The sequence below is a fragment of the Streptomyces sp. NPDC087844 genome, assembly GCF_044742785.1.
Taxonomy (GTDB): Bacteria; Actinomycetota; Actinomycetes; order Streptomycetales; family Streptomycetaceae; genus Streptomyces.
In genome coordinates, this window is record NZ_JBIUVD010000004.1 from 110,168 (window position 1) to 134,565 (window position 24,398).

Here is a 24,398-nt window from a genome sequence, read left to right on the forward strand (position 1 = left end):
GACCGGTTCAGCCCTTCAGACCTGAGGTCGCCATACCGTCGATCAGGTAGCGCTGGAAGGCGAGGAAGAAGGCCAGCACGGGCAGCAGCGCCACCAGCGACATGGCGATCATGCCGCCGTAGTTGGCGACGCCCTCCTGGTCGCGGAACATCATCATGCCGAGGGAGACGGTGTACTTGGCGGGCTCGTTGAGGTAGATCAGCGGGCCCATGAAGTCGTTCCAGGCGTTGATGAAGGTGAAGATCGCACTGGTGATGAGCGCCGGCCGGCACAGCGGCAGCACGATCGACCAGTAGATCCGCAGATGCCCGCAGCCGTCGAGCCGCGCCGCCTCGTCCAGCTCCTTGGGCAGGTTCCGCATGAACTGCACCATGAGGAAGACGAAGAACGCCTCGGTGGCGAGGAACTTGCCGACCAGCAGCGGCACGTACGTGTTGATCAGTTCCATCTTCTGGAACATCACGTACTGCGGGATGAGCAGCACGTGGTACGGCAGCAGCAGGGTGCCGATCATCAGCGAGAACATCAGGTTGCGCCCGGCGAACCGGATGCGGGCGAAGGCGTACGCCGTCAGCGAGCACGAGATCAGGATGCCGACGACGGAGCCGAGCGCGTAGAAGAGCGAGTTCTGGAAGAACGTGGCGATCGAGATGTCCGCGATGCCGTCGGCGAGCCCTTTGAAGTTCTGGAGGATGGGGCTGGTCGGGAAGAGCTGCAGGCTGCCGATGATCTCCCGGCTGGGCTTGAACGAGGCGCCGAGGACCCAGACGACGGGGTAGAGGACGACCGCCAGCACGAGCAGGGCGCCGATGTGCCAGACGAGCGAACCGGTGCTCCTCCTCCCGAGCGCCAGGGCCCTGCGCGGCGGGGTGGCATCCGTACCCGTACCCGTGCTCGTACTCGTGGATACGCCGGTGGTCGTGGTGGTGGTGCTCATCGGGAGGCCTCCTCGTAGTGCACCCATCGCTTCTGGGACCAGAAGAGGACCGCCGTCACGAGCGCCACGGCGAGCAGCAGCATCCAGGCCATCGCGGAGGCGAAGCCCATCTGGGCCTCCTTGAAGCCCTTCTGGTACAGGTAACAGGTGTAGACGAGCGTGGAGTCGGCCGGTCCGCAGGTGGTGTTCGAGACGACGTACGCGGAACCGAAGATCTGGAACGAGTGGATGGTCTCCAGCAGCACGTTGAAGAACAGCACCGGGGAAATCATCGGCAGGGTGATGCTCCAGAACCGTTTGAACGGTCCCGCGCCGTCGACCTCGGCCGCCTCGTACAGCTCCTTCGGCACCTGCTTCAGGCCGGCGAGGAAGATGACCATGGGGGCGCCGAACTGCCAGACGGTGAGTGCCACCAGGCTGTAGAGCACCCAGTCCGGGTTTCCGACCCAGCCGCCCACGTCGAACCCGAAGAACGACTGCGTACGGTCCACGGCGGCGTCGTCGGAGAACAGCGCGCGCCACACGAAGCCGATGGACACACTCGCGCCGATCAGCGAGGGGGCGTAGAACGCGGCCCGGTAGAAGGCCTGTCCGCGCCGGCTCTGGGCGAGCAGCAGGGCCACCCCGAGCGCGAGCAGCAGTTTCAGCGGGGTACCGATGACGACGTACTCCGCCGTCACCTCGACCGACTTCTGCCACCGGGGGTCGTCGAGCATCCTGGTGAAGTTGTCGAAGCCGATCCACTTCGGGGAGTCGAAGAGGTTGTAGTCGGTGAAAGCGAAGTAGAGCGATGCGGCCATGGGCCCCGCGGTCAGCAGCAGGAAGCCGGCGATCCAGGGGGACATGAAGAGGTAGCCGGCCAGGTTCTCCCGGCGGCCCCGTCGCCGCACGGCGACGGGGCGACCGGGACGCTCCTCCGGGGCATCCGGCGGAGAGTCCTTGATGAGCGTCGTCACTGCTGTTCCCATCAGGTGGCGAGGGCGGTCTTCGCCTCGGAGAAGAACTGCTTGACCGCGTCGGAGACCTTGGTCTTGCCCGTCGACATGTCACTGGCGACCCGCAGGAACGCGGCTTCCACGGTGTCGGCGCCCGCCGGGTGCGGCGTGATGGTCCCGAGCAGCCCGGCCTCGGCGACGTCCGCCTCGTACTTCGCGATCGCCTGGTTGGGTGCGTCGGTCGGCTTGTACGCGTCGAACTGCTCGGTGGTGGCGAGGAGACCGCGGTCGTAGCCCATGATCTTGCCGACCTCGGGGTCGTGCACCATGAAGGAGATGAACTGGGCGACTTCCTTGGGGTGCTTGGTCCGCGCGAAACCGCTCAGCATGAGCGAGCCGAGGTACTGACCGGTCTCCTTGCCGTCGGTCGTGGGGATCGGCGCCAGGCCGTAGCTGCTGTCGCCCTCCGTGGCATAGCGCACGGTGAAGTTGTCCCAGGTGAACTCGGACGCCGCGTCGCCGGAGGCCAGCGCCGACTTGGGCTTGAGCTGCTCGACCTTCTTCGGGTCGGTGACGATGCCGGCCTTGACGCGGTTGTAACCGTCCTGCCACCACTCCGTCAGGTCGCTCTCCTCGAAACCGAGTCCGTCCTCGGTGAAGAACGCCTTGCCGTTCTGGCGCAGATAGAGGTCGTAGAGATACATGATCCCGAAGTAGCCGGTGTCGCCCGCCACCTTCTGGGTGTCATGGATCTTCTTGAGCGTGGCGAAGTACTCGTCCCAGGTCCAGCCCTGCTCGGCCTTCACCCCGGCGGCTTTGAAGACTTTCTCGTCAATGACGAGTGACATGGTGTTGGAGCCGACGGGTACGCCGAGCAGCTTTCCGTCGACCTCGCCGACCTTCTCCACTCCGGCGCGGAAGTTCGTCAGGTCCAGATTTCCCGCGTCCACTTGCGACTTGAGGTCGAGCAGAACACTTCTCTTGTCGTACTTCCGCAGGAATGCGACCGCGTTCTGGAATACGTCCGGCGGATTCCCGCCCGCGGCCTGGGTCTGGAACTTCTCCCAAAAGGCCACGTAATCCTGGAAGTCCGTCTTCACCTTGATCTTCGGGTACTTCTTCTCGAAGAGCTTGATGGACTGGTTGATGCGCTTGGCCCGTTCCTCGGCACCCCACCAGGCGAAGCGGATCTCGACCGTGCCGTCACCCGACCCGCCGCCGTCACCGCCACAGCCCGTGGTCGCGGCCAGCCCCGCCGCCGCAAGCGACGCCCCGGCCGCCTTGAGGACCGTCCGCCTCTCAACACTCCCGTTTACCCCCACAGTCGGGCCTCCTCGCGACGTCGTTGTCCGCTGCCATGAATCGTTTCAAGTAAGCGCTTGCTGGCACAAGGTACGGAGGCCCTCAGCGGGCGTCAATGATTCGGACAGGAATTGATGTGAAGCGGATCGCGCACGCGCCGGCGTGAACTGGGGCGAATTGACTGCGGAGTTGGGTGATTTCGCAGGTAGGGCGGGGTGGGTCGGGTGGTCGAACGGGAATGTGAAGGAGGGCGGTTCTGGGGAGGAAGGCTGAAAGGGAGGCGGTTGGGGGTGGGTTGCGGCTGGGGGCGGGGGGTTTGAGGTTGGCGGTGGAGGGTGGGGCTGGGGTGAGGTTGGGGGTTGGGGTGGGGCGAGGCGGGGTCGAGGGTGGGGGTCGGGGTGGGGGGTGAGTCGGGCCGGGGTTCCTTGATCGGGCGTCCTCGGCTGGGGTGCGGTGATCGGGCATCCCCGTCACCGGGGGCGCCCTCACCGGGGCGCCTCTCCGCTCGACCGCTCTCCGGGGCCGGCTTTCCACGAGGCGCCGTTCCTCGGGGCGGGCCCACCTCTGGGGCGACTTCCGTGCAAACGGCTCCCGCGGCGGGCACAACTCGCCGAGGGGGTTCCGGGGGTTCCGGGGGTTCCGAAAGGGCGCCTTTCCCGGGGACCGCCACCTCGGCGGATCTCGGGCGGCTGGTACGCGGTCACGCTTCGACGCCGTGCCTTGTGACGCGAAGTGGCTGACCAGGGGACTGGAGGCCTCTTGGGGCGACCCGGGACGCACTCTCCGCGCACGCACCCGAGAGCCGGGGGCAGGGCTGGGGCCGGGGTTAGTCGCGAGTCGCGAGTCGTGAGTCGTGAGTCGTGAGTCGTGAGTCGTTCAAGGTCGCGAGCCGCCGCGAGATCGGCTGCGGCTGCGGCTGCGGCTGCGGCTGCGGCTGCGGAGAACTTCCGGTGGTCGAAGTCGGAGGTCATGTCGTCGGTAACGCCGATAGGCGGCTCGGGTCCACGGAACTGGTGGACCCGAGCCGCCTATCGGCAGTGTGGGCGATACTGGGATCGAACCAGTGACCTCTTCGGTGTGAACGAAGCGCTCTCCCGCTGAGCTAATCGCCCGGGCGCAGGAAGTAGATTACCCCATGTCAGGGCGTGCATCCGACCGGCCCGTGAGCGCGCGAACCGCCGCTACTCCTTGATGTTCCACGGCATCTCGATGCCGAACTTCCACACGTACACCCCGACCAGTACCGCGATGATCACCAGCCCGATGGTCGTCAGGATGATGTTGCGGCGTCGGACCTTCGGGTCGAGAGCCCTCTGTGTGGCCTCGGTGACTTTCCGTTTCGTCCAGCGGAGAACCAGCTGTGCCCAGACGAACTCGGTCGCCCAGATCGCCATGCCGCCGAAGATCACCAGCCAGCCCGGGCCGGGCAGGGGCAGCATGATCACGCCGGCCACGACGACCGCGAGACCTACTACGAACACGCCCACCTGCCAGCTCAGGTGCAGCATGCGGCGCGCCTTGATGAATTGCGGCGCACGGGATCCGAGCGCCGGCTCGCTCTTGGTTTCGTCGGCCGCCATGACGGCCTCCCCCGTTCGGTCACTCCCCGTATTCATACGGCCAAACCCTACCGGACGGAAACCAGTCACCGGAATGGCCGTAGTACGCGAACGAGGACTCGGCCGGATGAGGTACCTAAAGACACGCAAAACACTCAGAGGGGTTTACAACGACACCGTAGGTGGCATGTCGATTTCGCCGACGTGCGAATCCCCGAGCGCACACTGAGCGAAAGGCCCTGGCGCTTATGAACACCACGGTCAGCTGCGAGCTGCACCTGCGCCTCGTTGTGTCGAGCGAGTCCTCTCTGCCTGTCCCCGCAGGCCTGCGGTACGACACGGCCGATCCCTACGCCGTGCACGCCACCTTCCACACCGGAGCGGAGGAGACTGTCGAGTGGGTGTTCGCCCGCGACCTTCTCGCCGAGGGCCTGCACCGGCCCACCGGTACCGGCGACGTCCGAGTCTGGCCGTCCCGCAGTCACGGTCAGGGCGTCGTGTGCATCGCCCTGAGCTCTCCGGAGGGCGAAGCTCTGCTGGAGGCCCCGGCGCGGGCCCTGGAGTCGTTCCTGAAGCGAACCGACGCCGCCGTGCCCCCTGGCACGGAACACCGGCACTTCGATCTCGATACGGAGCTGTCCCACATCCTGGCCGAAAGCTAGGACGAGGCTTCGTACCAAGCCGCCCGGCGCCGTCCACTCGGGGAGACGGCTCGGGCTCAGACAACCGCATATGGATCACATGGGCGCCGTCTCCGCGTTAGCCCGCGGGGGCGGCGCCCGTGCGGTGCCCTGGGCGGGGCGCCCGTGTGGCAACGGCCTCGGGCTGGAGTGGGCCGTCTGCTCGCTGACGAGTGCCGGTCGCTTCCGACTGAGTGCGCCGTTCCCCGCGCCCCCAGGCGGGTGGGGCTGCCCGTCGCACGTCCCGTACCCGCCGCCCCAGGCTGAACGCGCCGTTCCCCGCGCCCCCAGGCGGGTGGGGCTGCCCGTCGTGCGGCCCGTACCCGCCGCCCCAGGCTGAACGCGCCGTTCCCCGCGCCCCCAGGTGGGTGGGTCTGCCCGTCGCACGGCCCGTACCCGCCGCCCCGGACTGAACGCGCCGTTCCCCGCGCCCCCAGGTGGGTGGGGCTGCCCGTCGTGCGGCCCCCTCACCTGTCCTCGACCGGGCGCGCTGCTCCGCGCGTCGCCAGGTGGGTGGGGCTGCGGGTTGTTTGTGGTGTGCCGGGGGTGTGGGGGTCGGGGGCTTGGGCGGTCACGGTCGTCTGCGGCTTTGAGCCGCTAGCATCGGCCAGCATCGGCGGGCGTCCGCCCGACCTTCAGGCCAGGGAGCGAAACGTGCTGATCACCCACGACACCCGGTGTGCCCTCGACACCGTGGTCGATCTGGTGAACACCGCACCGGAGGACGACACCCCGGACGGGCTCGCGAACCTCGCGGCGCTGCTCGACTTCGTGCGAAAACACGACATGAGCGATGTCGGGACCCTGTCCGAGCTCGACCTCTCGGCGGTGCGCCGGATCCGCGGGCGCTTCGCCGCGGTCTTCGCCGCCCCCGACGCCCGTACCGCCGCCTCGCTCATCAACGAGCTGGTCGCAGCCGCCGGAACCACCCCGCGCCTCACGAACCATGACGGCTACGACTGGCACGTGCACTACTTCGCGCCCGGCGCGTCCGTCGCCGACCATCTCGCCGCGGACTGCGGCATGGCGCTGGCGTTCTTCGTGGTGGCCGGAGAAGAGGAGCGGCTGCGCCGCTGTGAGGCACCGGACTGCCGACGCGCCTTCGTCGACCTCTCCCGCAACCGCTCCCGTCGCTACTGCGACAGCCGCACCTGCGGAAACCGCCTGCACGTGGCCGCCTATCGGGCACGGCGCAAGGAAGCGGCAGGCTGACGGAGTCCTCAGCGGGTGGCGCCGGGGACTCCGCATACGCTCAGAGCAGCAGCAGATCGTGCAGCGAAGCCATGAGCAGCAAACAGCCGATCACCGCAAGGAAGATCATCAGCGGTGGCTGAGAAAGCGCGAAGAGACAACCCCGCCGTTCCTCGGGAGGAACCACGGTGTCGCTCTGGGTTGTGTCCAGCATCTCGCCGCGATCATGACTCAGCCGAGACGCCCTACGCGATCAACACGCCCGGATCATGGGGGAGTTAGCCGAAATCCGTGACACGTTGTTCCACGATCTGGGATAGGGGGCACGAGGCGGTCATCCTGACCGGTCGTGGAGGGCGGTCGTGGAGGACGGTCGATGGCAGCGCGGTCGTGTCTTTGTCCGGCTCTCCGCGACGGATCAGCAGGGCCTCGCGTGCCGCTGATCCTTCATATCCCGTGCTTTTTCAGGATGGCCTCGATGTCGCTGAAGTCCTCCCCCGCCGGGGCCTTGCGCGGCTTGGTCTCGGAACGGACCGCCGGACGGGCCGCCGCCGGGCCCAGCGAGGGAGCCGAGGCCGCCGGAGCCACCGCCTCGCGCTGCGCGGCCCGGGCCGCCCTGCGCTCCTTGCGGGTCCCGCCCGTACGCCGCTCCACGGCGCGCGTGGCCATGAACAGCAGCCAGGCCGCCCCGAGCACGCCGACACCGGCCCAGGCCGTCGGACTGAAGGCCGTGTCGGCCGCCCATTCGACGACCCCGGTCATCACCAGACCGAGCGGCACCAGCGAGTACGCGGCAAGGCGGGCCGCAGTGAGAAACCGCTTGCGGTACGCGGTGACCGCGGCGATGCCCAGGCCTGCCGCGGCGACGGCGGAACAGACGGTCTCGGCAATCATCCGGTCCTCCAGGCAGAGCGGGCGGGGTCGGGCAGCGGCACTTCGTCCCTTCCATCCTGCACCGCCGCCTGCCCGGTATGCCATGGTCCGGGGAGACCTCAGGGACATCTCCGGGTCGGGTCCTCCTGAGGTGCCGGTCGACGGCGGGTGAGGTGCCGGTCGACGGCGGGGCATCCGGCGGCGTCGAATGGCGCGGCCGGCGCCCACGAGGTGCCGACCGGGCCGGGCACCTCGGAGGTCCCGGTTGGGACGCGCGGGCCCCGGCTGGGAGACTGACCCCATGAGCGACTCCTCCCCCGCCCGCCCCGCCGTCCCCGTACTGGACATCTGGTGCGAACTCCAGTGCCCGGACTGCCGTAGTGCCCTCGACGACCTGCGCGCGCTGCGTGCCCGCTACGGCGACCGGCTGGAGCTGCGGCTGCGGCACTTCCCGCTGGAGAAGCACAAGCACGCGTTCGCGGCGGCCCAGGCCGCCGAGGAGGCCGCGGACCAGGGCAAGGCCTGGCCGTACGTCGAGGCGGTGCTGGCGCGTGTGTCGGAGCTGGACCGCGACGGGGAGGCGGTCCTCCTCGATGTGGCCCGCGGGCTCGGCCTGGACGCCGAGGAGTTCGACACGGCCCTCATCGACGGCCGGCACATCCTGATCGTCGACGCCGACCAGGCCGAGGGCAAGGCCATCGGCGTGACCGGCACGCCGACATACGTCATCGGCGGCGAGCGCCTGGACGGCGGCAAGAACCAGGACGGGCTGCGCGAGCGCGTCGAGGAGATCGTGGACCGGCTGCTGGCCGAGCAGGACGCCTGACGGCCGCCGCCCGCACCGCCTTCACCGGCCCCACGGCTCCCGGGGCTACAGCAGGTTCTTGTACAAGTGGTACGTGGTCGTCTCATAGCCGAGTGACTCGTAGAGCCGCTCGGCCGGGGTGTTGTCGGCGAAGACGTTCAGGCGGACACCGGGGCGTCCGGCCACGGCCGCCTGCGCCTCCGCCAGCAGCATCAGCGAACGCCCGTGCCCCCGGCCCCGGTGCGCCTCGTCCGTCTCGACGTCGTAGACGAACGCCCAGCCGTCACGGGTCCCCAGCCACAGCCTGCCCACCGGGGTCCCCTCGTGCTCCAGGACACTGATGTCCAACCCCTCGCTGCCGAGCCCGTCCGGCAGCAGGGTGACGTTGTCCTGCTCGGCCTTGGCCCGGGCCTCCGCCTCGGGCACTCCCCGGGTGATCCAGTCCTGGACGTACTCCTCCTGGGCCCGTTCCACCCAAGAGGCGAACTCGGTCTCCGTCATGGGGCGCCCCCGGCTGCCGGCAGGCAGTTCGGGCGCGGCGTCGCCAGGTCGTTTCTCCATGAAGCGGCTGCGCACGACGTAGCCGAGGGCCGTCGCCAGTCGCAGGGCTTCCGTGGCGTCGGCCGGGACAGACGCCTCGATCCGCCGGCACCCCCAGCCGCGCGCCACCTCCTCCGCGGCGAGTGCGGCCACGGTGGCCCGGCCGCGCCCTCGGTCCGGCTCCTCGATGCGCAGGTCGCGGATCTCACCGACGGGTGCCCCGGGGGTGGGGCTGCTCACGAGGTGTACAACGCCCACGGGACGGCTGTTCACGCACACGGTGTAGTGGCGTGACAACGCCCCGTCGGCGTCGCGCTGAAGCGGCTCGGTCGGCCGCAGGGTGGTGGTCATCAGGGGTGTTGTACCCGCCGGGAGAGGTTCGCGCCATCGAAAAAACCTGGTGCCCGGCCGGCGGACCGACGGCGGGCCGGCGGCTCACGGGTCGAGGTCGTCGCCCGCCCGCTCGCCGAAGACGCGCATGGCCTTCGCGGTCACCGGTCCGGGCGCACCCGGCAGTGCACGGCCGTCGACGCGGTGCACCGCCTGCACGTCGCGCAGTGTCGAGGTCAGGAAGATTTCCTCGGCCCGCTCCAGGACGTCGAACGGCAGGTCGGTCTCCTTGGCCCCGGTCCACTCGACGGCCAGGACCCGCGTGATGCCGGCGAGGCACCCGGAGGCGACGGGCGGCGTGTGGATCTCGCCGTCCAGCACGACGAAGACGTTGGAACCGGTGCCCTCACAGAGCTGCCCGACCGTGTTCGCGAACAGGGCCTCGGACGCGCCCTCTTCGCGCGCGCGGGCGAGGGCGACGACGTTCTCGGCGTACGACGTCGTCTTGAGGCCCGTCAGCGCGCCGCGCTCGTTGCGGGTCCAGGGCACGGTGATCACCGCGGTGGAGTCGGGACGGCGGGCGGACTCCCCCAGCGCCACGAGCAGGGTCGGCCCCTGCTCGCCCCGGTCCGAACCGAGCGGTCCGTGGCCGCCGGTGTACGTGATGCGCAGGCGGCCCAGAGGCACGGGGTTGGCGTCCAGGACGGCCGCGCAGGCCCGGCGCACCTCGTCGCGGTCGGGCTCGGGCAGTCCGAGGCCGGTCGCCGAGCGCGCCAGCCGGTCGAGGTGACGGGTGAGCGCGAACGGGCGTCCGTCGACCGCCTTCACGGTCTCGAAGACGCCGTCGCCCACGGTCAGCCCGTGGTCGAAGACGGAGACACGGGCCGACTCGCTGTCCTGCAGCCCGCCGTCGAGCCAGATCTTCACTGAACCTCACCTCACGAGAACGTGCCGGGTTCCCGGCCGGACGTGCTGTTCCGGCCGGGGCCCTCGGGGTCGTCGACGCGTGTCCCCCCACCCGTGTCGTACGCCCCTGGGTACTCCCCCGACGCTACAGCGAGCAGCCGGGCGGCCTTCAGCTCGGTCTCCTCCCATTCACGCCGGGGATCCGAGCCCCAGGTGATGCCCGCGCCCGAGCCGAAGCGCAGCACACCCTCGGCCCGGTCGATCCAGAAGGTACGGATCCCGACGGCCAGTTCCCCGGTGCCGCGATCGGCGTCGACCCAGCCGATGCCGCCGCAGTACGGCCCGCGGGGAGCCGTCTCCAGCTCCTCGATGATCCGCAGGGCGCTGGACTTGGGGGCGCCCGTGACGGATCCGGGCGGGAAGGCCGCGCTCAGCAGCTCCGGCCAGCCCGCGTTCTCGCGCAGTTCGCCGCGGACGGTGGAGACGAGGTGGACGAGGCCCGGGTGCTTCTCGACGACACACAGGTCGGGCACGGTCACGCTGCCCGTGGCGCACACCCGGCCCAGGTCGTTGCGGACCAGATCCACGATCATCACGTTCTCGGCGTGGTCCTTTTCGAGCAGGTCCGCCTCGGTGCGTCCCGTGCCCTTGATCGGACCGGACTCGACGACACGGCCGGTGCGGCGCAGGAAGAGTTCCGGGGACGCGGTGGCTGTGTCGACCCCGTGGCCCGGGAGGCGAATCGTTCCGGCGTACGGTGCCGGGTTGCCGCGTGCCAGCAGGGCGGTCAGCGCGTCCACGTCGGCGTCGGGGGCAATGGGCGCGGACAGGACCCGGCAGAGGTTCACCTGATACACCTCGCCCGCCGCGATGAGCTCACGTATACGGCGTACACCCGTCATGTACGCGGCGCGGTCGAGCGACGACGTCCAGTCGCCGGCCGCGGGGCCCCGCCACCCGCCGGGCACCGGTGGGGGGACGGTTTCGGGGCGTACATCCGCGAAACGGGCGCATGTCACCCGCCCCTCGAAGTCGGCACTCACGGCCCAGAAGCCGCTGGAGTCCAGGGCCGCGGGATCGCCGGTGACATCGACGAGGCCGGTCGCGACGATGCCGCCGAAGCGGGCGAGAGCTGGGAGGTCGTGCACAACCGTGAGTCTATGGTGGGTGACCTGCGGGTGCCTCGGCCGTGTCCTGGAGCGGGCGTAACGCAGCACGCTGCGCAAACGCGTTTTTGTGCTGGCCCCGGTATCCGCTAGAGTTCAACACGTCGCCGGGACGCGAGAGCCGACCGGAAACGACAAGCGGACGTAGCTCAGTTGGTAGAGCGCAACCTTGCCAAGGTTGAGGTCGCCAGTTCGAACCTGGTCGTCCGCTCGCAGGAAGTGGGGGATCTTCCCGACCCCCCGCGCTCCTGGTGGAGTGGCCGAGAGGCGAGGCAACGGCCTGCAAAGCCGTCTACACGGGTTCAAATCCCGTCTCCACCTCCAAGGACGATTAGCTCAGCGGGAGAGCGCTTCCCTGACACGGAAGAGGTCACTGGTTCAATCCCAGTATCGTCCACTGATCCGGTTCACCGGGTCCCCGCGCGATTAGCTCAGCGGGAGAGCGCTTCCCTGACACGGAAGAGGTCACTGGTTCAATCCCAGTATCGCGCACGCAGTACGCACCATCGGCGTCACCAGCAGGTCCCACCCGCGCGATTAGCTCAGCGGGAGAGCGCTTCCCTGACACGGAAGAGGTCACTGGTTCAATCCCAGTATCGCGCACCAGCCGAAGCCCCCGGCCGTCTCTTACGGTCGGGGGCTTCGTCGTTCCTCGCAGCCGGTCAGGACCGGTCAGGAGGAGAACAGCATGTGGCCGAAGCTCTTCTGACGCTGGTGGCCGTAGTGGCCGCCGTGCCCGCCGTGCCCGCCACCATGACCGCCGGGCTGCGGAGCGCCCCAGGCGGGGGCGGGGGCGGACGGGTAGGCCTGCGGGGCGCCCTGGGGCGGCGGGCCGGGCTGCGACCACTGGCCTTCCAGGCGCGTCAGCGACTCCAGCTCGCCGTAGTCGAGAAAGATCCCGCGGCAGCCGCTGCACTGCTCGATCTGGACACCATTGCGGTTGTACGTGTGCATCGGCGCATGGCACTTCGGACACTGCATGCTCGGCTCAACTCCTCGCCTGTCGGTACTGCTTCCACCAGGACAGACTCTGTCCGGCTGCGGTCGGTTGCACCCTACGTCGCGAAGTCCGGCGCCAACTCCGGCGGGTGCGCCGCCATTCGGTCACAGGCGTCGATCACGGACGTCTCGACCTCGTCCAACGGGCGCCCGGCCGCGACCGACTTGGTGATCGCCTGGGCCGCGGTCTGCACGGTCAGGGCGCGGGCCGCGACGTCGAGGGCCGACCAGGGGTCGCTGTCCGCCGGCACGGCCGTGCCCCCGGCTACCCGGTACGCGGTGAGGAAACGGGTCCACTCGTCGGGCGGGAGGAGCCCGCAGGCGAACCAGGCCGCGGGACGGGCCAGATCCCAGGCGGGATCGCCGCGGCCGAGGTCGTCGATGTCGATGAGCAGCCAGTCGCCGCTCGCCGACCGCACCAGCTGGCCCAGGTGGAGGTCGCCGTGGCACAGCCTGCCCAGGTCAGGCATCGGGGCCTCGTCCCGTGCCCAGGCGGGCAGGACGGCCCAGGCACGCAGTACGGGGGCCACCGCCGGGTGCGGGCCCGCCGCGCGGAGGCGGGCGACCGCGCGGGCCGCCTTCGCCGGGCCGCGCATGGGAGGCAGGCCGGGTGGGAGGACGGAGTCCACAGTCCGGTGGAGCCGTGCGAGAAGGGTCGCGGCCTCCTCCCACGGAGCGGCATCGGGGTCGTCGCGGTCCACGGGAGTGCCGTAGGACCAGAAGGTGACCGGCCTGCCGTGCAGCTCGGCCGTGCCCGTCCCGCGCGGCGGCAGGAGGATCCCGTCGAGCGCGGGGTGCGCGGCCACGGCCAGTCGCGCCGTGAGCTCCGTGGGGTCGGTGCCGGCGGCGTGCGCCTTCGCCACCGTGCCGCCGTGCCGGACGACGGCGCCGTCGGGCCGGTCGGCCAGCACGGCGGTGTCCGTGCCGCAGACGCAGACCTCCTCCCCCGCCGGATGGACGGCGGCCCGCACCTTCGCGCTGAGCGCGGGCAGCACATCTGCGGTCACTCGGGTCCCCCTCAGGTCGTACGTCCCGGTCCCGTCCCGCGTGGGCGGGTCCACAGGCTCTCAGGAGCGTACGCAGGCAGAGCAATGCGGGCGCAGCTCCCCAGCTGCGCCCGCATTTTTTGCCGTCCGCCGCACCCCCGTCCCCACGGGGTTTCATGGCCGGATGTCCCCGCCCGGACCGCTCTTCCGGGCCTGGGGCGCCGCTCAGCGCCCCAGCATCACGCCCACGGACGACGCCTGTGTGACCACTGCCTCCCAGCCGCCGAAGACGACTACGAGCAGGGTGGCCAGAGGGAGAACCATGGCCGTCGCCACCAGGGGGTGGCGCCGACCGGACCGGCTGGGCCCGAACGCGGCGGTGTACGCCTTGCGTCCCTGTGCGCGGATCATGGTCCGCGATGCCGTGTCAGCCATGGTCCCTCTCCTGACCGTTCTGTTGAAAAGCTTCTGGTGTCCGACTTCTGATGATGTCCGACGTCCGATATCTGGCAGCGGCGGGTGTCTGACCTCGGGGGACGAGTGCTGCCACCCGCCGCTTGACAACAAATCTAGGCGGGAGGGGCGTTCGGGTCGTCATGCCCTCGTACCTATTACCGGGCCTCCCGGAGGATGAGCGGTGACCTGCGGAGTACTCCCCTGGGTGGAGAAGAGGGCCTGGGTCTCGGGGGTTTCCCGGAGGGGACGCCCGGTCTGTTCCGAGCTGTCCTCCCTGGGGACCTGTTGTTCGACGAGTGCGAGCACCCGGGTGGCCATGTGGCGGGCAGTGCGGGCAGTGATCCTCCCCCACGGCCTGAAGGGCACGGGCGCGCCCTTCACCTGGTGACTTCGCTCACTTGGACCACCCCTCTACGGACCGCCGTCGCCACCCGACGGCCCGCCCGGCCGGCCACCACCTCGTACGTACGGGGCGTGTCTTCCGCGTCATCCAGCATCTCCACGCGATCGGCCCGCACGGGCCCAATCCCCCTCCTGTGAGCGACGGTTGGGAATCCGCGCAGCTCAACACCGCCGCGGTCCCCCGTCCCCTGACCACCTTTCAACTGTCCCACCCGGCACTGACAATCGGTCGGATCGCGAGGGCGCGGCCTCTGCGCGCACCCGGCCGCGGAAACGTAAGCTGTGGCTCGTCAAACGGACCGGGCAGCGGGGATGGACATGGCGATGATGCGCCTGAGGCGCGAGGACCCGCGTGTCGTCGGCTCGTTCAGGCTTCACCGACGGCTCGGCGCGGGCGGGATGGGCGTTGTCTATCTGGGCTCCGACCGGCGTGGCCAGCGGGTCGCGCTGAAGGTGATCCGGCCCGACCTCGCGGAGGACCAGGAGTTCAGGTCGCGCTTCGCCCGTGAGGTGTCGGCGGCGCGGCGGATCAGGGGCGGGTGCACCGCGCGGCTCGTCGCCGCGGATCTGGAGGCCGAACGGCCCTGGTTCGCGACGCAGTATGTTCCCGGACCCTCGCTGCACGACAAGGTCACCGAGGACGGACCGCTCTTCGCGTCCGAGGTCGCGGCCGTCGGCGCCGCCCTCGCCGAGGGGCTCGTCGCCGTGCACGAGGCCGGTGTCGTCCACCGGGATCTGAAGCCGTCGAACATCCTGCTGTCCCCGAAGGGGCCGCGCATCATCGACTTCGGTATCGCCTGGGCGACCGGGGCGAGCACGCTGACGCACGTGGGTACGGCTGTGGGGTCGCCCGGCTTCCTCGCGCCGGAGCAGGTGCGGGGTGCGGCGGTCACACCGGCCACGGATGTCTTCGCGCTCGGCGCGACGCTGGCGTACGCCGCGACGCAGGACTCGCCCTTCGGGCACGGCAGTTCCGAAGTGATGCTCTACCGGGTGGTGCACGAGGAGCCGCAACTGCACGGTGTGCCCGACGCGCTGGCCCCTCTCGTACGCGCCTGTCTGGCGAAGGATCCCGAGGAGCGGCCCAGCACACTGCAGTTGTCGTTGCGGCTCAAGGAGATCGCGGCGCGGGAGGCGCAGGGCATGGGCGAGGCCCGGCCGCCCGCTCCCCGTGCGGCGGAGGCCGACCGGCCCACCGGGCGGCTCGCCGACGATTACGACGACTATCCGGAGCAGCGCACCCAGCGGCGTACGCAGGGTACTTCCGGGCCGCGCGGCAGCGGCAGCGGCAGCGGCCAGGGTCCCTCGTCGCGGTCCGGGGCGCGGTCATCCGCCCCCTCGCGCGGCGGGTCGACTCGCTCCGGCAACGGCACCGGAAATGGCACCGGCTCCGGTGGCCGGAGCGGCCAGCCGGGCAGCCGCGCCGGGCAGTCCGGCAATCGGACCGGGCCGCGGCGGAGCGGGGCGGGGCGGGGCGGGCCGCAGACCGGGCCGCGGACCACCGGGACGGGGTGGCGGCGGCCCGCGAATCCCCGGCTGCTGCGGCAGCGGCTGTTCGTGTTCGTGGTGGTGACGTTGCTCGTGGCGTTGGCCATCGCGGCGGCGCAGGGGTGCCAGGGGCCTGCCCGAGGGCTTGATCGTGGGGGCTCCGGGGATGTGCGGCAGGAGCAGGCGTATCAGCCGGGCGGGATCGGTCTGGGCGGGTAGACGTTGTTCGTCGGCCGCGGGCGCGTCGCAGTTGAGCGCACAGTTCCCCGCGCCCCCAACGAGGCACGCCAGGCGGAGCAGCAGCCCGGCAAGGCAGGTGAGCGTCCGTCGTCCGCCGCGGGCGCGTCGTGGCTGAGTGCGCAGTTCCCCGCGCCCCCAACGAGGCACGCCAGGCGGAGCAGCAGCCCGGCAAGGCAGGTGAGCGTCCGTCGTCCGCCGCGGGTACGCCGTGGCTGAACGCGCGGTTCCCCGCGCCCCCAACGAGGCACGCCAGGCGGAGCAGCAGCCCGGCAAGGCAGGTGGGCGTCCGTCGTCGGCCGCGGGTGCGTCGTGGCTGAGTGCGCAGTTCCTCGCGCCCCTTATGGGGCGTGCCGGAGTTGGGTGTCGTGGCTGCGTGGTGGGGCGCCGCGGCCCTTACGGGGCCGGTCTGCCTGTTGCCACCGCGTAGAAGGCCACCGCTGCCGCCGCTCCCACGTTCAGGGAGTCGACTCCGTGGGCCATGGGGATGCGGACCCATTCGTCTGCCGCCACCAGGGCCTGGGTGGACAGGCCGTCGCCCTCCGCGCCCAGCATCAGGGCGACCCGCTCCATGCGGTGCGGAGCCACCTCGTCGAGGGTCTTGGCCTTTTCGTCCGGGGTGAGCGCGAGGAGGCCGAAGCCCGCCTCCCGGACCGAGTCGAGACCCTTGGGCCAGGAGCCCAGGCGTGCGTACGGTACGGCGAAGACCGCGCCCATGGAGACCTTCACCGAACGCCGGTACAGCGGGTCCGCGCAGTCCGGGGAGAGCAGGACCGCGTCCATGCCGAGGGCGGCGGCCGAGCGGAAGATCGCACCGATGTTGGTGTGGTCGTTGACGGACTCCATGACGACGACCCGGCGGGCCGTGCGGAGCAGGTCGCCGGGGGTCGGCAGCGGTTTGCGCTGCATGGAGGCGAGCGCGCCGCGGTGCACGTGGTACCCGGTGACCTGTTCGGCGAGGTCGGGGCTGACCGCGTACACCGGGGCCGGGAGTTCGTCGATGACGTCGCGCATGACGTCGACCCACTTGGCGGACAGCAGCATCGAGCGCATCTCGTAACCGGCGTCCTTGGCCCGTCTGATGACCTTCTCGCCCTCGGCGATGAACAGGCCCTCGGCCGGTTCGCGCTTGCGGCGCAGCTCCACGTCGGTCAGGCCTGTGTAGTCGCGCAGGCGCGGGTCGGCTGGGTCCTCAACGGTGATGAGATCGGCCACAGGGTGATACTGCCTTGTCCTGGGTGCGGTGCCAACGGCTTGGTACGGGTTGCGTTACCCGGGGTTACTCAGATGTCCCGTCAGACGTCCCGTCAGAGGTCTCGAACGAGCCGTCCGCCCCCACGGTCACGACCTCCCCGATGACGATGACCGCCGGGGGCCGCACCTCTTCGGCGCGGACGGTCTCGGCGACCGTGGCCAGGGTCGCGTCGACGCGGCGCTGCGCCGCGGTCGTGCCCTCCTGGACGAGTGCCACGGGGGTACCGGGCGCCTTGCCGTTCTCCATGAGGGTACGGGCGATGGCGCCGATCTTGTCGACGCCCATCAGGACGACCAGGGTGCCGCGGAGCTTGGCGAGCGCCGCCCAGTCGACCAGGGAGCGTTCGTCGTCGGGGGCCACATGACCGCTGACGACCGTGAACTCGTGGGCGACTCCGCGGTGCGTGACCGGGATGCCCGCCGCGCCCGGCACGGAGATCGAACTGGAGATGCCCGGGACGACCGTGCAGGAGATGCCCGCCTCGGCCAGCGCCTGGGCCTCCTCCATACCGCGGCCGAAGACGAAGGGGTCGCCGCCCTTGAGCCGGACCACCGACTTGCCCTGCAGGGCGTGCTCGATGAGCGCGTTGTTGATGGCCTCCTGGGCCATGAAGCGCCCGTACGGGATCTTCGCCGCGTCGATCACCTCGACGTGCGGCGGGAGTTCGGCGAGCAGGTCGCGCGGGCCCAGGCGGTCGGCGATGACCACGTCCGCCTCGGCGAGGAGGCGCCGGCCGCGGACCGTGATCAGGTCCGGGTCGCCGGGGCCGCCGCCGACCAGGGAGACACCGGGGGTGCGGGTGCGGTGGTGGGGTGCGACGAGGGTGCCGTCGCGCAGCCCTTCGACCACCGCGTCACGGATGGCCGCGGTGTGGCGGGGGTCGCGGCCCTTGGCGTTCGTGGTCAGGACGGCCACCGTGACGCCCTCGCTGTGGCCCGTCGCCGGGGTCCAGGCGGTGGCCTCGTCCGCGTCGTCCGCGCGGACGCACCACACACGGCGGGCCTCAGCCTCGGCGGAGGCCTCGGCGTTCGCCGCGGAGTCCGGGGTGGCGATCAGGACGTACCAGGATTCCGCGAGATCGCCCGACTCGTACCGGCGCCTGGTCCAGGTCAGTTCGCCGGCGTCCGCCATGGCCTCGACCGAGGGGGTCGCCGACGGGGACACGAGCTGGATGTCCGCGCCCGCCGCGATGAGGGCCGGGAGGCGACGCTGGGCGACCTGGCCGCCGCCGAGGACCACGACACGGCGGCCGGCGAGGCGGAGGCCTACGGGGTAGGCGGGGTTTTCGGCCATGAAGGTGCGGCTCCTCATGCGGGTGATGGGCGTCCCCCCGTTCGAGCGGAGTCGAGAGTGGGGGAGGTGTGGCGCGCTGCGGCGGTGGAGCGGGCCTGACGTGCGGATTCTAGGGGGCGGGGTGGTGAGGGCTGGGGTGGGTGGGGGTACTTTCCCCTGGCCCGCCCCTTCCCGAAACTGGGGCTGCGCCCCAGACCCCCGCACGTGCGGGTCCGTCGTCGGGTCTGTGCCCACCCGTTCCGCCCTGCGGAACGCCTGCCCACAGACCCGACGACTCGGCCTACTTCTCGGTTACCCCCGCCGAGTCGAACGTCGCCACCTCGTGCATCGCCCTGGCCGCGCTCTGGACCACCGGGAGGGCCAGGAGGGCGCCCGTGCCCTCGCCGAGGCGGAGGTCCAGGTCGACCAGTGGGCGCAGGCCCATCTTGTTGAGTGCTGCCACATGGCCGGGCTCGGCGCTGCGGTGGCCGGCGATGCAGGCCGCGAGGACCTCGGGGGCGATCGCGCGGGCGACCAGTGCGGCGGCACCGGCGCTGACACCGTCCAGGATCACCGGCGTACGCAGCGAGGCGCCGCCCAGAAGGAGGCCCACCAACGCGGCGTGCTCCAGGCCGCCGATGGCCGCCAGGACTCCGATCGGGTCGGCCGGGTCCGGCTGGTGGAGTTCCAGGGCGCGGCGTACGACGTCGGTCTTGCGGGCCAGGGTCTCGTCGTTGATGCCGGTGCCGCGGCCGGTGACCTCGGCCGGGTCGCTGCCGGTGTAGACGGAGATCAGGGCGGCGGACGCGGTGGTGTTGGCGATGCCCATCTCACCCGTGATCAGCGCCTTGTTCCCGGCCGCCACCAGGTCACGGGCTGTCTCGATGCCCACCTCGATGGCCGACCTGACCTCCTCGCGGGTCAGCGCGGGACCGGTCGTCATGTCGGCCGTGCCCGCCCGTACCTTGCGCGGCAGCAGGCCGGGCGTCGCGGGCAGGTCGGAGGCCACGCCCACGTCGATGACGCAGACCTCGGCACCGACCTGGGCGGCGAAGGCGTTGCAGACCGCGCCGCCGCCGAGGATGTTGGCCACCATCTGGCCCGTGACCTCCTGCGGCCACGGGGTGACGCCCTGGGCGTGTACGCCGTGGTCGCCCGCGAAGATCGCGACAGCGGCCGGTTCCGGAATGGGCGGCGGGCACATCCTGGAGAGCCCGGAGAGCTGCGCGGAGATGATCTCCAGCATGCCGAGGGCCCCGGCCGGCTTGGTCATGCGCTTCTGGCGTTCCCAGGCCTCGCCGAGCGCCTTGGCGTCCAGCGGCCGGATGTTGGTGATGGTCTCGGCGAGCAGGTCGTGCGGCTCCTCACCGGGCAGGGCGCGACGGCCGTACGTCTCCTCGTGGACCACCCAGGACAGCGGGCGGCGCTTGGACCAGCCCGCCTGCATCAGTTCGGGCTCGTCCGGGAACTCGTCGACGTATCCGACGCAGAGGTAGGCGACCACCTCAAGGTGCTCGGGCAGGCCGAGACCGCGGACCATCTCGCGCTCGTCGAAGAAGCTGACCCAGCCCACGCCCAGGCCCTCGGCACGGGCGGCGAGCCACAGGTTCTCGACGGCGAGCGCCGAGGAGTACGGGGCCATCTGCGGCTGGGTGTGGCGGCCCAGCGTGTGCCGGCCGCCCCTCGTGGAGTCGGCGGTGACGACGATGTTCACCGGGGTGTCGAGGATGGCCTCGATCTTCAGTTCCTTGAACTGCTTCGCGCGGCCCTTGGGAAGCGACTTGGCGTACGCCTCACGCTGGCGCACGGCCAGTTCGTGCATCGAACGCCGGGTCTCCGCCGAGCGGATGACGACGAAGTCCCAGGGCTGCGAGTGGCCGACGGACGGCGCCGTGTGGGCCGCCTCCAGGACACGGAGCAGCACGTCGTGCGGGATGGGGTCGCTGCGGAAGCCGTTGCGGATGTCGCGGCGTTCACGCATCACGCGCAGGACGGCCTCGCGCTCGGCGTCGTCGTAGCCGGGCGCGGCCGGGCCGGTGGACACACGTGTCTGGGCCACGTCGGCCGTGCTCTCTTCCTGGTCGGCGGCCCGGGTGTCCAGGTCTTCCGCCTGCTGTGCGACTACGGGCTCCGGGCTGTCGTCCTCGGCCTCGACAGGGGCCTGCGACAGCGGGAGCGTCCCGGTCCCGCGGACCGGCCCGGGCTCCCGGGGGGCCGGCAGTACGAGGATCGGCTCCTCGTCCAGCTCCTCGTCCAGCCCTTCTTCGGACGCGATGGGGGGCCCTGCGGCTGGTACCGGCGCGAGGGCCGGGTCCACGGCGGGTGCAGTCACGGGCTCCGGCGCGGGCTGCTCGACGGGCGCCGCGGGCGGGGCCGTCGCCTCTTCGGCAGTCTGCTCGGCCCGCTCCTCGGGGAGGGGCGCCACCGTCATCCCGTGCGGCGGGGTGGGGGCCAGGTGCGGGGTGGTCGGGACCACGCCGTCGACCGGTACGAACTGTCCGACCTGGACGGCCTGCCCGGTCTGGTCTGTCTGGTCTGTCTGGTCTGTCTGCGCGGCCGGGTCGGCCTGGTCGATTTCTCCGGCTTGTCCGACAGGCTGCTCCGGCGCCTGGAAACCGTCCTGGATCCGGGCCGCCTCACCCTGCCACTCGTCCCCGAAGGTCTGGTCGGCGAGTGACGTAGGTGCCACGGGGTGCGCGGTGGGCTCGGGCTGCGCCGGCTGTGCCGTGTCGGGGGCACCGACGCTCGGGTCCGCACCCACCGCGGCCTCCACCGGCACCCCGGGCTCGGCAGGGGCGGCGAAGTGCGGGGCCTCGGCGGCCTCCTGGATCTGGACGGCCTCCGCGACGACGGACTCGGGCTCCATCGGCTGCGACTGCGGCTGCGGTTGCGGCTGCGACTGCTGCTGCGACTGCTGCTCCTGGAATCCGGTGTGCGGTCCGGCTTCGGCGAAGGGGACGGCCGCGTCCTGAGCCTGCGGTTCCACCAGGTGGACGGGGAGCGGGACCGGTGCCGGGTACTCGGGGTGCTGCGTCGCGTCGTCGGCCGCCGGGTCGACGGGAGCCTCAGCTGCGTACGGGTCGGTCTCGTCGTCCGACGGACGGGCGAAGTGGACGGCGGCGGGTGCGGCCGGGAAGGGCGCGGGCTTAGGGGTGTGCGCGAACTCCGGGAGTGCCTGTGCGAACTCGGGGCCGTGGCTCCCTTCCGGAGCCTGCGGGAACAGCGAACCGTCGGCGAGCTGCGGGGCCTGCGCGTAGTCCTGCACCAGTACTGGTTCCGGAACCTGGACGGCTTCCGGGGCCTGGTCGGTGCCGAGCAGCGGCTCAGGGGACTGTGCCGGTTCCGGCAGCGGAGTACCGTACGCCCCCTCGGGCGCCTGTTCCGGAACCTGCACGGCCTCCGGAGCCAGCGCGGCGGCCACCGCCGGGTCCACGACCGCCTGCGTCGGGTCCTCTACGGCCTGGGCCGGGTCCACCACGTGCTCGGCCGGCTCCGCGACTGCCGGGACGGGCGCCGCCTCGGATAGCGGGTCAGCACCCGAAGCGTCCTGCGGCTGTGCCTGCGCCGGAGTCGGGGTCGGGGTCGGGGCCTGTGGGACCCCCGCCGCCTGCTCCGCCACCGAAACGGCCTCGGCCCGCTCCTGCGGAACGGGGACCTCGTGGCTCTCGGCGAGCGACGGCCCGGCCCCCTCGTCGGGTGCCTGCGCGTCGGAGGCCTGCGCAACCGGAGCGCCCGCGGTCACCGGAGCGCCCGCGTACGCCCCCGCACTCTCCGGGAAGACCGTTTCTGCGGGCGTCCCCTCGGAAACGACCTGTGCCACCGGTGGCGCGACCTGGACCTGAGCCCGGGCGCCCCAGGGAGACGCGCCCTGCAACGCGATCTCGTCACGCGGCGCGTCGAGGTACTCGGGACCGGACGTGGCCGGGCCGGTCTGCCGTACGGGGAACGGGGTGCCCGGGGCCCCCGCAGGACCGCGGTCGGCGAGCGAACGCACCGGGCTGCCTGCGCCGTCCGGAGTCGGCGGGCCCAGGTGCAACGGGCGACGGGCGACGGGCGGCTGCGGCGCGGAGGACGACATCCGGACGGCGCTGAGGTCGACCGAACCGCTGTCGCGGCCCGACGTCTCGTGCGGACCGGGCTCGTGGACGGCCTCGACGACCGGCACCGGGGCCGGTGGGGCCACCTCGTTGCCCCACGCACCCTGGGCGCCCGGCAGCAGCAACAGGTCTTCGTCTTCAGCGGTGGGCTCGGAGAGGTAGGTGTACGCACCGGGGGCGGGGACGCCCGGCTGCTCCACCATGCCTGCGTTCTCCGGCAGTCCCTCGCCCGGGACCTGGCCGGTGTCGGTCATGCGTACCCCTCGCCCATCGGTTTAGTGCTCCTACGACCTGCTCGTCCGGGGCGGCGCACCGACCGCCCGTCATGAGAACGAGCACACGGGCCGGGCGGCACGAACGGCCGGTCGACAAAGCCATTAACTGGCATTGTCGCGGCCGGCCCGCCACCGCGACAGGGTGATCCGTCACGGCCCGCTGTGGACTGCGCCACTTTGCGCGTCCTCCGGTTCTGCCGTACCACAAGCCCCTCGAAATGGGTGCGTTTCGCGGGCATTGACCGGCGAAATACCGGACAACCCGATTGCAGTACAACGATCGGTCAGCCTACCGCGCGCAGTACGACAACAGGATCACAGGACGCGATCAGCAACGACGCGCAGGCAGACGACTCACCGGCCGTCCGGCGAAGCGCTGAGCGGAGCTGTCGACGGAGCATCTGGCGGAACTACTGGCGGCGATCCAGGTCCCCCGACAGCAGAAACGCCACACTCCGCTCCTTCTCCGTCCAGACGCGGGTGTCCAGTTCGACGGACTGCAGAAGGGCGCACTCGACCCGGTAGCCGTGCTCCGTCAGGTTGCGGCCGATGAGTTCGGCGGCGTCGCGGGTCGCGGCGTGGGCGACGATCCGCTCGGGACGCCGGTCGGCGACGGCGGAGACCACCGCGGCACCGCCGCCCCCGACGCGCACGACGTCCGGCTCGGGAAGGTTCTCCAGGATGTACGGGGCGGTGCCGTGCGTGATCTGGAACTGGACGCCGAAGCGCCGGGCGGTCGCCATGGTGCGCGCGCAGGCGTCCGCGTCGCGGTCGACGGCGATGACGGCGGCGCCGCACCGCGCGGCCTCCGTGGCGAAGGCACCGCTGCCCGAGCCGATGTCCCAGACGAGATCGCCGGTCCGCGGTCCGAGGCGGGCGAGTTGGGCGGCGCGCAGTACCTCGGTCTCGCCCTCGCCGAGTTCGTCGCCGTACATCTCGTCGGGCAGCGCCCAGCCGCGCGGGCCGGTGCCCGGGTCGCGGCCGGCGATCCAGCCGCCGCCCTCGGAGGAGGTGACCGGGCCGCCCATGACGATGACGACGTTCGGGTCGCGCCAGGTGTGGTCCGCGACCTTGTCGGAGGTGAGGATCGTGACGCGCTCGCGCTCGGTGCCGAGTTCCTCGCAGATGACGAAGGTGCGGTGGACTCCTTCGAGGAGCAGACCGAGTTCGGCGGGCCCGGCGCCGGGGGAGGTGAGGACGGCGACCTTGGTGTGGGCGCGGCACACATTCACCGCGCGTCGCAGGGTGCGCCGGTGGGCCACGACCACCTGTGCGTCGTCCCAGGGCATCCCGGCGCGGGCGAAGGCCGCGGCCACGGACGAGACCGCGGGGACGACTTCGACCTCCAGGCCGAACTCGGGGTCGCGCAGGGTGCGTACGACTCCGAAGAAGCCGGGGTCTCCGTCGGCGAGCACGACGGCCGTGCCGCGGTGGGCGGCGACGCGGCGGGCCGCGAGGGCGACGCTGCCGAGCCGGATGCGTTCGGCGGCCGGGGGCACCTCGGGGAAGGCCAGGTGGTGTGCCGCGCCCGCCACCAGTGTGGCGGCGCCGAGAGCCGAGCGCGCCGCGTCGGTCAGCGGCGAGCCGTCACAGCCGATCACCGTGACCCGGTCGGCCATCGTTGTCAGTCTCCTGGAGTCTTCGCAGGTCGTCGGGTGGGCGGTGAGCCGCCGGGCAGGCGTGCGGAGCCCCGTGAGCGTACCTCGT

20 protein-coding genes, 6 tRNA genes and 1 pseudogene are annotated in these 24,398 nt (G+C 71.2%); 9 read left to right on the plus strand and 18 right to left on the minus strand.

Annotated elements, in window-relative coordinates; genetic code table 11:
• Positions 1–7: 7 nt before the first annotated feature.
• The 5 genes from ACIOKD_RS10340 to ACIOKD_RS10360 all read right to left on the minus strand — a co-directional run bounded on the left by ACIOKD_RS10340 (position 8) and on the right by ACIOKD_RS10360 (position 4,790).
• A complete protein-coding gene (locus ACIOKD_RS10340) occupies positions 8–937 on the minus strand; it encodes a carbohydrate ABC transporter permease (protein WP_402080936.1) in 930 nt (309 codons plus the stop codon).
• Positions 934–1,905, minus strand: coding sequence for a carbohydrate ABC transporter permease (locus ACIOKD_RS10345; protein WP_402080938.1), 972 nt, complete (start codon positions 1,903–1,905; stop codon positions 934–936). The genes ACIOKD_RS10340 and ACIOKD_RS10345 overlap by 4 nt, the downstream gene beginning before the upstream one ends.
• On the minus strand, positions 1,905–3,194 hold the full coding sequence (locus ACIOKD_RS10350; protein WP_402080941.1) for an extracellular solute-binding protein: 1,290 nt from the start codon (positions 3,192–3,194) through the stop codon (positions 1,905–1,907). Before ACIOKD_RS10350 ends, ACIOKD_RS10345 begins: the two co-directional genes overlap by 1 nt.
• Before the next feature lie 1,020 nt (positions 3,195–4,214).
• Positions 4,215–4,286 (minus strand) — tRNA-Val (locus ACIOKD_RS10355).
• Between the two features lie 69 nt (positions 4,287–4,355).
• Positions 4,356–4,790: a TIGR02611 family protein gene (locus tag ACIOKD_RS10360; protein WP_402080944.1), complete on the minus strand. Its 435-nt coding sequence runs from the start codon at positions 4,788–4,790 to the stop codon at positions 4,356–4,358.
• Positions 4,791–4,981: 191 nt separating this feature from the next.
• Between ACIOKD_RS10360 and ACIOKD_RS10365 the strand changes: the two genes are divergently transcribed.
• Together ACIOKD_RS10365 and ACIOKD_RS10370 are read left to right on the plus strand one after the other, a co-directional pair.
• Positions 4,982–5,395, plus strand: a complete 414-nt coding sequence (locus tag ACIOKD_RS10365) for an SsgA family sporulation/cell division regulator (protein WP_003959770.1) — start codon at positions 4,982–4,984, stop codon at positions 5,393–5,395.
• A gap of 672 nt (positions 5,396–6,067) precedes the next feature.
• Complete coding sequence (locus ACIOKD_RS10370) at positions 6,068–6,625, plus strand: CGNR zinc finger domain-containing protein (RefSeq protein ID WP_402080946.1); 558 nt, start codon at positions 6,068–6,070, stop codon at positions 6,623–6,625.
• A gap of 40 nt (positions 6,626–6,665) precedes the next feature.
• On the opposite strand, the gene ACIOKD_RS10375 is transcribed toward ACIOKD_RS10370, so the two are convergent.
• Positions 6,666–6,818 carry a hypothetical protein gene (locus ACIOKD_RS10375; RefSeq protein WP_189772695.1) on the minus strand — a complete coding sequence of 51 codons (153 nt, stop codon included), beginning with the start codon at positions 6,816–6,818 and terminating at the stop codon, positions 6,666–6,668.
• A 233-nt stretch (positions 6,819–7,051) separates the two neighbouring features.
• The gene (locus ACIOKD_RS10380; protein WP_402080949.1) at positions 7,052–7,498 is read right to left on the minus strand and encodes a hypothetical protein; all 447 of its coding nucleotides are present in this window, start codon (positions 7,496–7,498) and stop codon (positions 7,052–7,054) included.
• A 280-nt stretch (positions 7,499–7,778) separates the two neighbouring features.
• On the opposite strand from ACIOKD_RS10380, the gene ACIOKD_RS10385 reads away from it, so the two are divergent.
• A complete protein-coding gene (locus ACIOKD_RS10385) occupies positions 7,779–8,303 on the plus strand; it encodes a DsbA family protein (RefSeq protein ID WP_402080952.1) in 525 nt (174 codons plus the stop codon).
• A 45-nt stretch (positions 8,304–8,348) separates the two neighbouring features.
• Here ACIOKD_RS10385 and ACIOKD_RS10390 read toward each other — a convergent pair whose 3' ends face one another.
• From ACIOKD_RS10390 to ACIOKD_RS10400, 3 genes are all read right to left on the minus strand, one after another.
• The gene (locus tag ACIOKD_RS10390) at positions 8,349–9,173 is read right to left on the minus strand and encodes a GNAT family N-acetyltransferase (RefSeq protein WP_402080955.1); all 825 of its coding nucleotides are present in this window, start codon (positions 9,171–9,173) and stop codon (positions 8,349–8,351) included.
• 84 nt (positions 9,174–9,257) lie between these two features.
• The gene (locus ACIOKD_RS10395; RefSeq protein ID WP_402080957.1) at positions 9,258–10,079 is read right to left on the minus strand and encodes an aminotransferase class IV; all 822 of its coding nucleotides are present in this window, start codon (positions 10,077–10,079) and stop codon (positions 9,258–9,260) included.
• 11 nt (positions 10,080–10,090) lie between these two features.
• Positions 10,091–11,206 (minus strand): chorismate-binding protein, encoded by a 1,116-nt coding sequence (locus ACIOKD_RS10400; RefSeq protein WP_402080959.1) that lies wholly within the window; start codon positions 11,204–11,206, stop codon positions 10,091–10,093.
• 156 nt (positions 11,207–11,362) lie between these two features.
• Between ACIOKD_RS10400 and ACIOKD_RS10405 the strand changes: the two genes are divergently transcribed.
• From ACIOKD_RS10405 to ACIOKD_RS10425, 5 genes are all read left to right on the plus strand, one after another.
• Positions 11,363–11,435: transfer RNA gene (locus ACIOKD_RS10405), tRNA-Gly, on the plus strand.
• Positions 11,436–11,474: 39 nt separating this feature from the next.
• A tRNA-Cys gene (locus ACIOKD_RS10410) sits at positions 11,475–11,548 on the plus strand.
• Position 11,549: 1 nt separating this feature from the next.
• Positions 11,550–11,621: transfer RNA gene (locus tag ACIOKD_RS10415), tRNA-Val, on the plus strand.
• Between the two features lie 23 nt (positions 11,622–11,644).
• Positions 11,645–11,716: transfer RNA gene (locus tag ACIOKD_RS10420), tRNA-Val, on the plus strand.
• Positions 11,717–11,755: 39 nt separating this feature from the next.
• Positions 11,756–11,830: transfer RNA gene (locus ACIOKD_RS10425), tRNA-Val, on the plus strand.
• A 66-nt stretch (positions 11,831–11,896) separates the two neighbouring features.
• Here the strand turns inward: ACIOKD_RS10425 and ACIOKD_RS10430 are convergent.
• The 4 genes and pseudogenes from ACIOKD_RS10430 to ACIOKD_RS10445 all read right to left on the minus strand — a co-directional run.
• Positions 11,897–12,205 (minus strand): zf-TFIIB domain-containing protein, encoded by a 309-nt coding sequence (locus tag ACIOKD_RS10430; protein WP_402080961.1) that lies wholly within the window; start codon positions 12,203–12,205, stop codon positions 11,897–11,899.
• A 74-nt stretch (positions 12,206–12,279) separates the two neighbouring features.
• A complete protein-coding gene (locus ACIOKD_RS10435) occupies positions 12,280–13,230 on the minus strand; it encodes a phosphotransferase (protein ID WP_402080964.1) in 951 nt (316 codons plus the stop codon).
• 204 nt (positions 13,231–13,434) lie between these two features.
• Positions 13,435–13,644, minus strand: a complete 210-nt coding sequence (locus ACIOKD_RS10440; RefSeq protein WP_189772681.1) for a hypothetical protein — start codon at positions 13,642–13,644, stop codon at positions 13,435–13,437.
• A 243-nt stretch (positions 13,645–13,887) separates the two neighbouring features.
• Positions 13,888–14,183, minus strand: a pseudogene (locus tag ACIOKD_RS10445) (hypothetical protein); the annotation flags it as partial.
• Between the two features lie 196 nt (positions 14,184–14,379).
• Between ACIOKD_RS10445 and ACIOKD_RS10450 the strand changes: the two are divergent.
• Positions 14,380–15,774, plus strand: coding sequence for a serine/threonine-protein kinase (locus ACIOKD_RS10450; protein ID WP_402081702.1), 1,395 nt, complete (start codon positions 14,380–14,382; stop codon positions 15,772–15,774).
• A 414-nt stretch (positions 15,775–16,188) separates the two neighbouring features.
• Here the strand turns inward: ACIOKD_RS10450 and ACIOKD_RS10455 are convergent, their stop codons facing one another.
• The 4 genes from ACIOKD_RS10455 to cbiE form a co-directional block, all read right to left on the minus strand.
• Complete coding sequence (locus tag ACIOKD_RS10455) at positions 16,189–17,007, minus strand: TrmH family RNA methyltransferase (RefSeq protein ID WP_402080966.1); 819 nt, start codon at positions 17,005–17,007, stop codon at positions 16,189–16,191.
• 64 nt (positions 17,008–17,071) lie between these two features.
• Positions 17,072–18,340, minus strand: coding sequence for a uroporphyrinogen-III C-methyltransferase (gene cobA / locus ACIOKD_RS10460; RefSeq protein WP_402080969.1), 1,269 nt, complete (start codon positions 18,338–18,340; stop codon positions 17,072–17,074).
• Between the two features lie 280 nt (positions 18,341–18,620).
• Complete coding sequence (cobT, locus tag ACIOKD_RS10465; protein WP_402080971.1) at positions 18,621–22,670, minus strand: nicotinate-nucleotide--dimethylbenzimidazole phosphoribosyltransferase; 4,050 nt, start codon at positions 22,668–22,670, stop codon at positions 18,621–18,623.
• 431 nt (positions 22,671–23,101) lie between these two features.
• Entirely contained in the window at positions 23,102–24,310 is a 1,209-nt protein-coding gene (gene cbiE, locus ACIOKD_RS10470; RefSeq protein WP_402080974.1) for a precorrin-6y C5,15-methyltransferase (decarboxylating) subunit CbiE, read from the minus strand.
• Positions 24,311–24,398 lie beyond the last annotated feature (88 nt).

Coding starts and splice junctions, on each gene's coding strand:
- ACIOKD_RS10430 (WP_402080961.1), bottom strand. CDS start 12,205: ATGCAGTGTCCGAAGTGCCATGCGCCGATGCACACGTACAACCGCAAT.
- ACIOKD_RS10450 (WP_402081702.1), top strand. CDS start 14,380: ATGGACATGGCGATGATGCGCCTGAGGCGCGAGGACCCGCGTGTCGTC.
- ACIOKD_RS10390 (WP_402080955.1), bottom strand. CDS start 9,173: ATGACCACCACCCTGCGGCCGACCGAGCCGCTTCAGCGCGACGCCGAC.
- ACIOKD_RS10365 (WP_003959770.1), top strand. CDS start 4,982: ATGAACACCACGGTCAGCTGCGAGCTGCACCTGCGCCTCGTTGTGTCG.
- ACIOKD_RS10340 (WP_402080936.1), bottom strand. CDS start 937: ATGAGCACCACCACCACGACCACCGGCGTATCCACGAGTACGAGCACG.
- ACIOKD_RS10345 (WP_402080938.1), bottom strand. CDS start 1,905: ATGGGAACAGCAGTGACGACGCTCATCAAGGACTCTCCGCCGGATGCC.
- cobT (WP_402080971.1), bottom strand. CDS start 22,670: ATGACCGACACCGGCCAGGTCCCGGGCGAGGGACTGCCGGAGAACGCA.
- ACIOKD_RS10385 (WP_402080952.1), top strand. CDS start 7,779: ATGAGCGACTCCTCCCCCGCCCGCCCCGCCGTCCCCGTACTGGACATC.
- ACIOKD_RS10360 (WP_402080944.1), bottom strand. CDS start 4,790: ATGAATACGGGGAGTGACCGAACGGGGGAGGCCGTCATGGCGGCCGAC.
- cobA (WP_402080969.1), bottom strand. CDS start 18,340: ATGGCCGAAAACCCCGCCTACCCCGTAGGCCTCCGCCTCGCCGGCCGC.
- ACIOKD_RS10375 (WP_189772695.1), bottom strand. CDS start 6,818: ATGCTGGACACAACCCAGAGCGACACCGTGGTTCCTCCCGAGGAACGG.
- ACIOKD_RS10440 (WP_189772681.1), bottom strand. CDS start 13,644: ATGGCTGACACGGCATCGCGGACCATGATCCGCGCACAGGGACGCAAG.
- cbiE (WP_402080974.1), bottom strand. CDS start 24,310: ATGGCCGACCGGGTCACGGTGATCGGCTGTGACGGCTCGCCGCTGACC.
- ACIOKD_RS10380 (WP_402080949.1), bottom strand. CDS start 7,498: ATGATTGCCGAGACCGTCTGTTCCGCCGTCGCCGCGGCAGGCCTGGGC.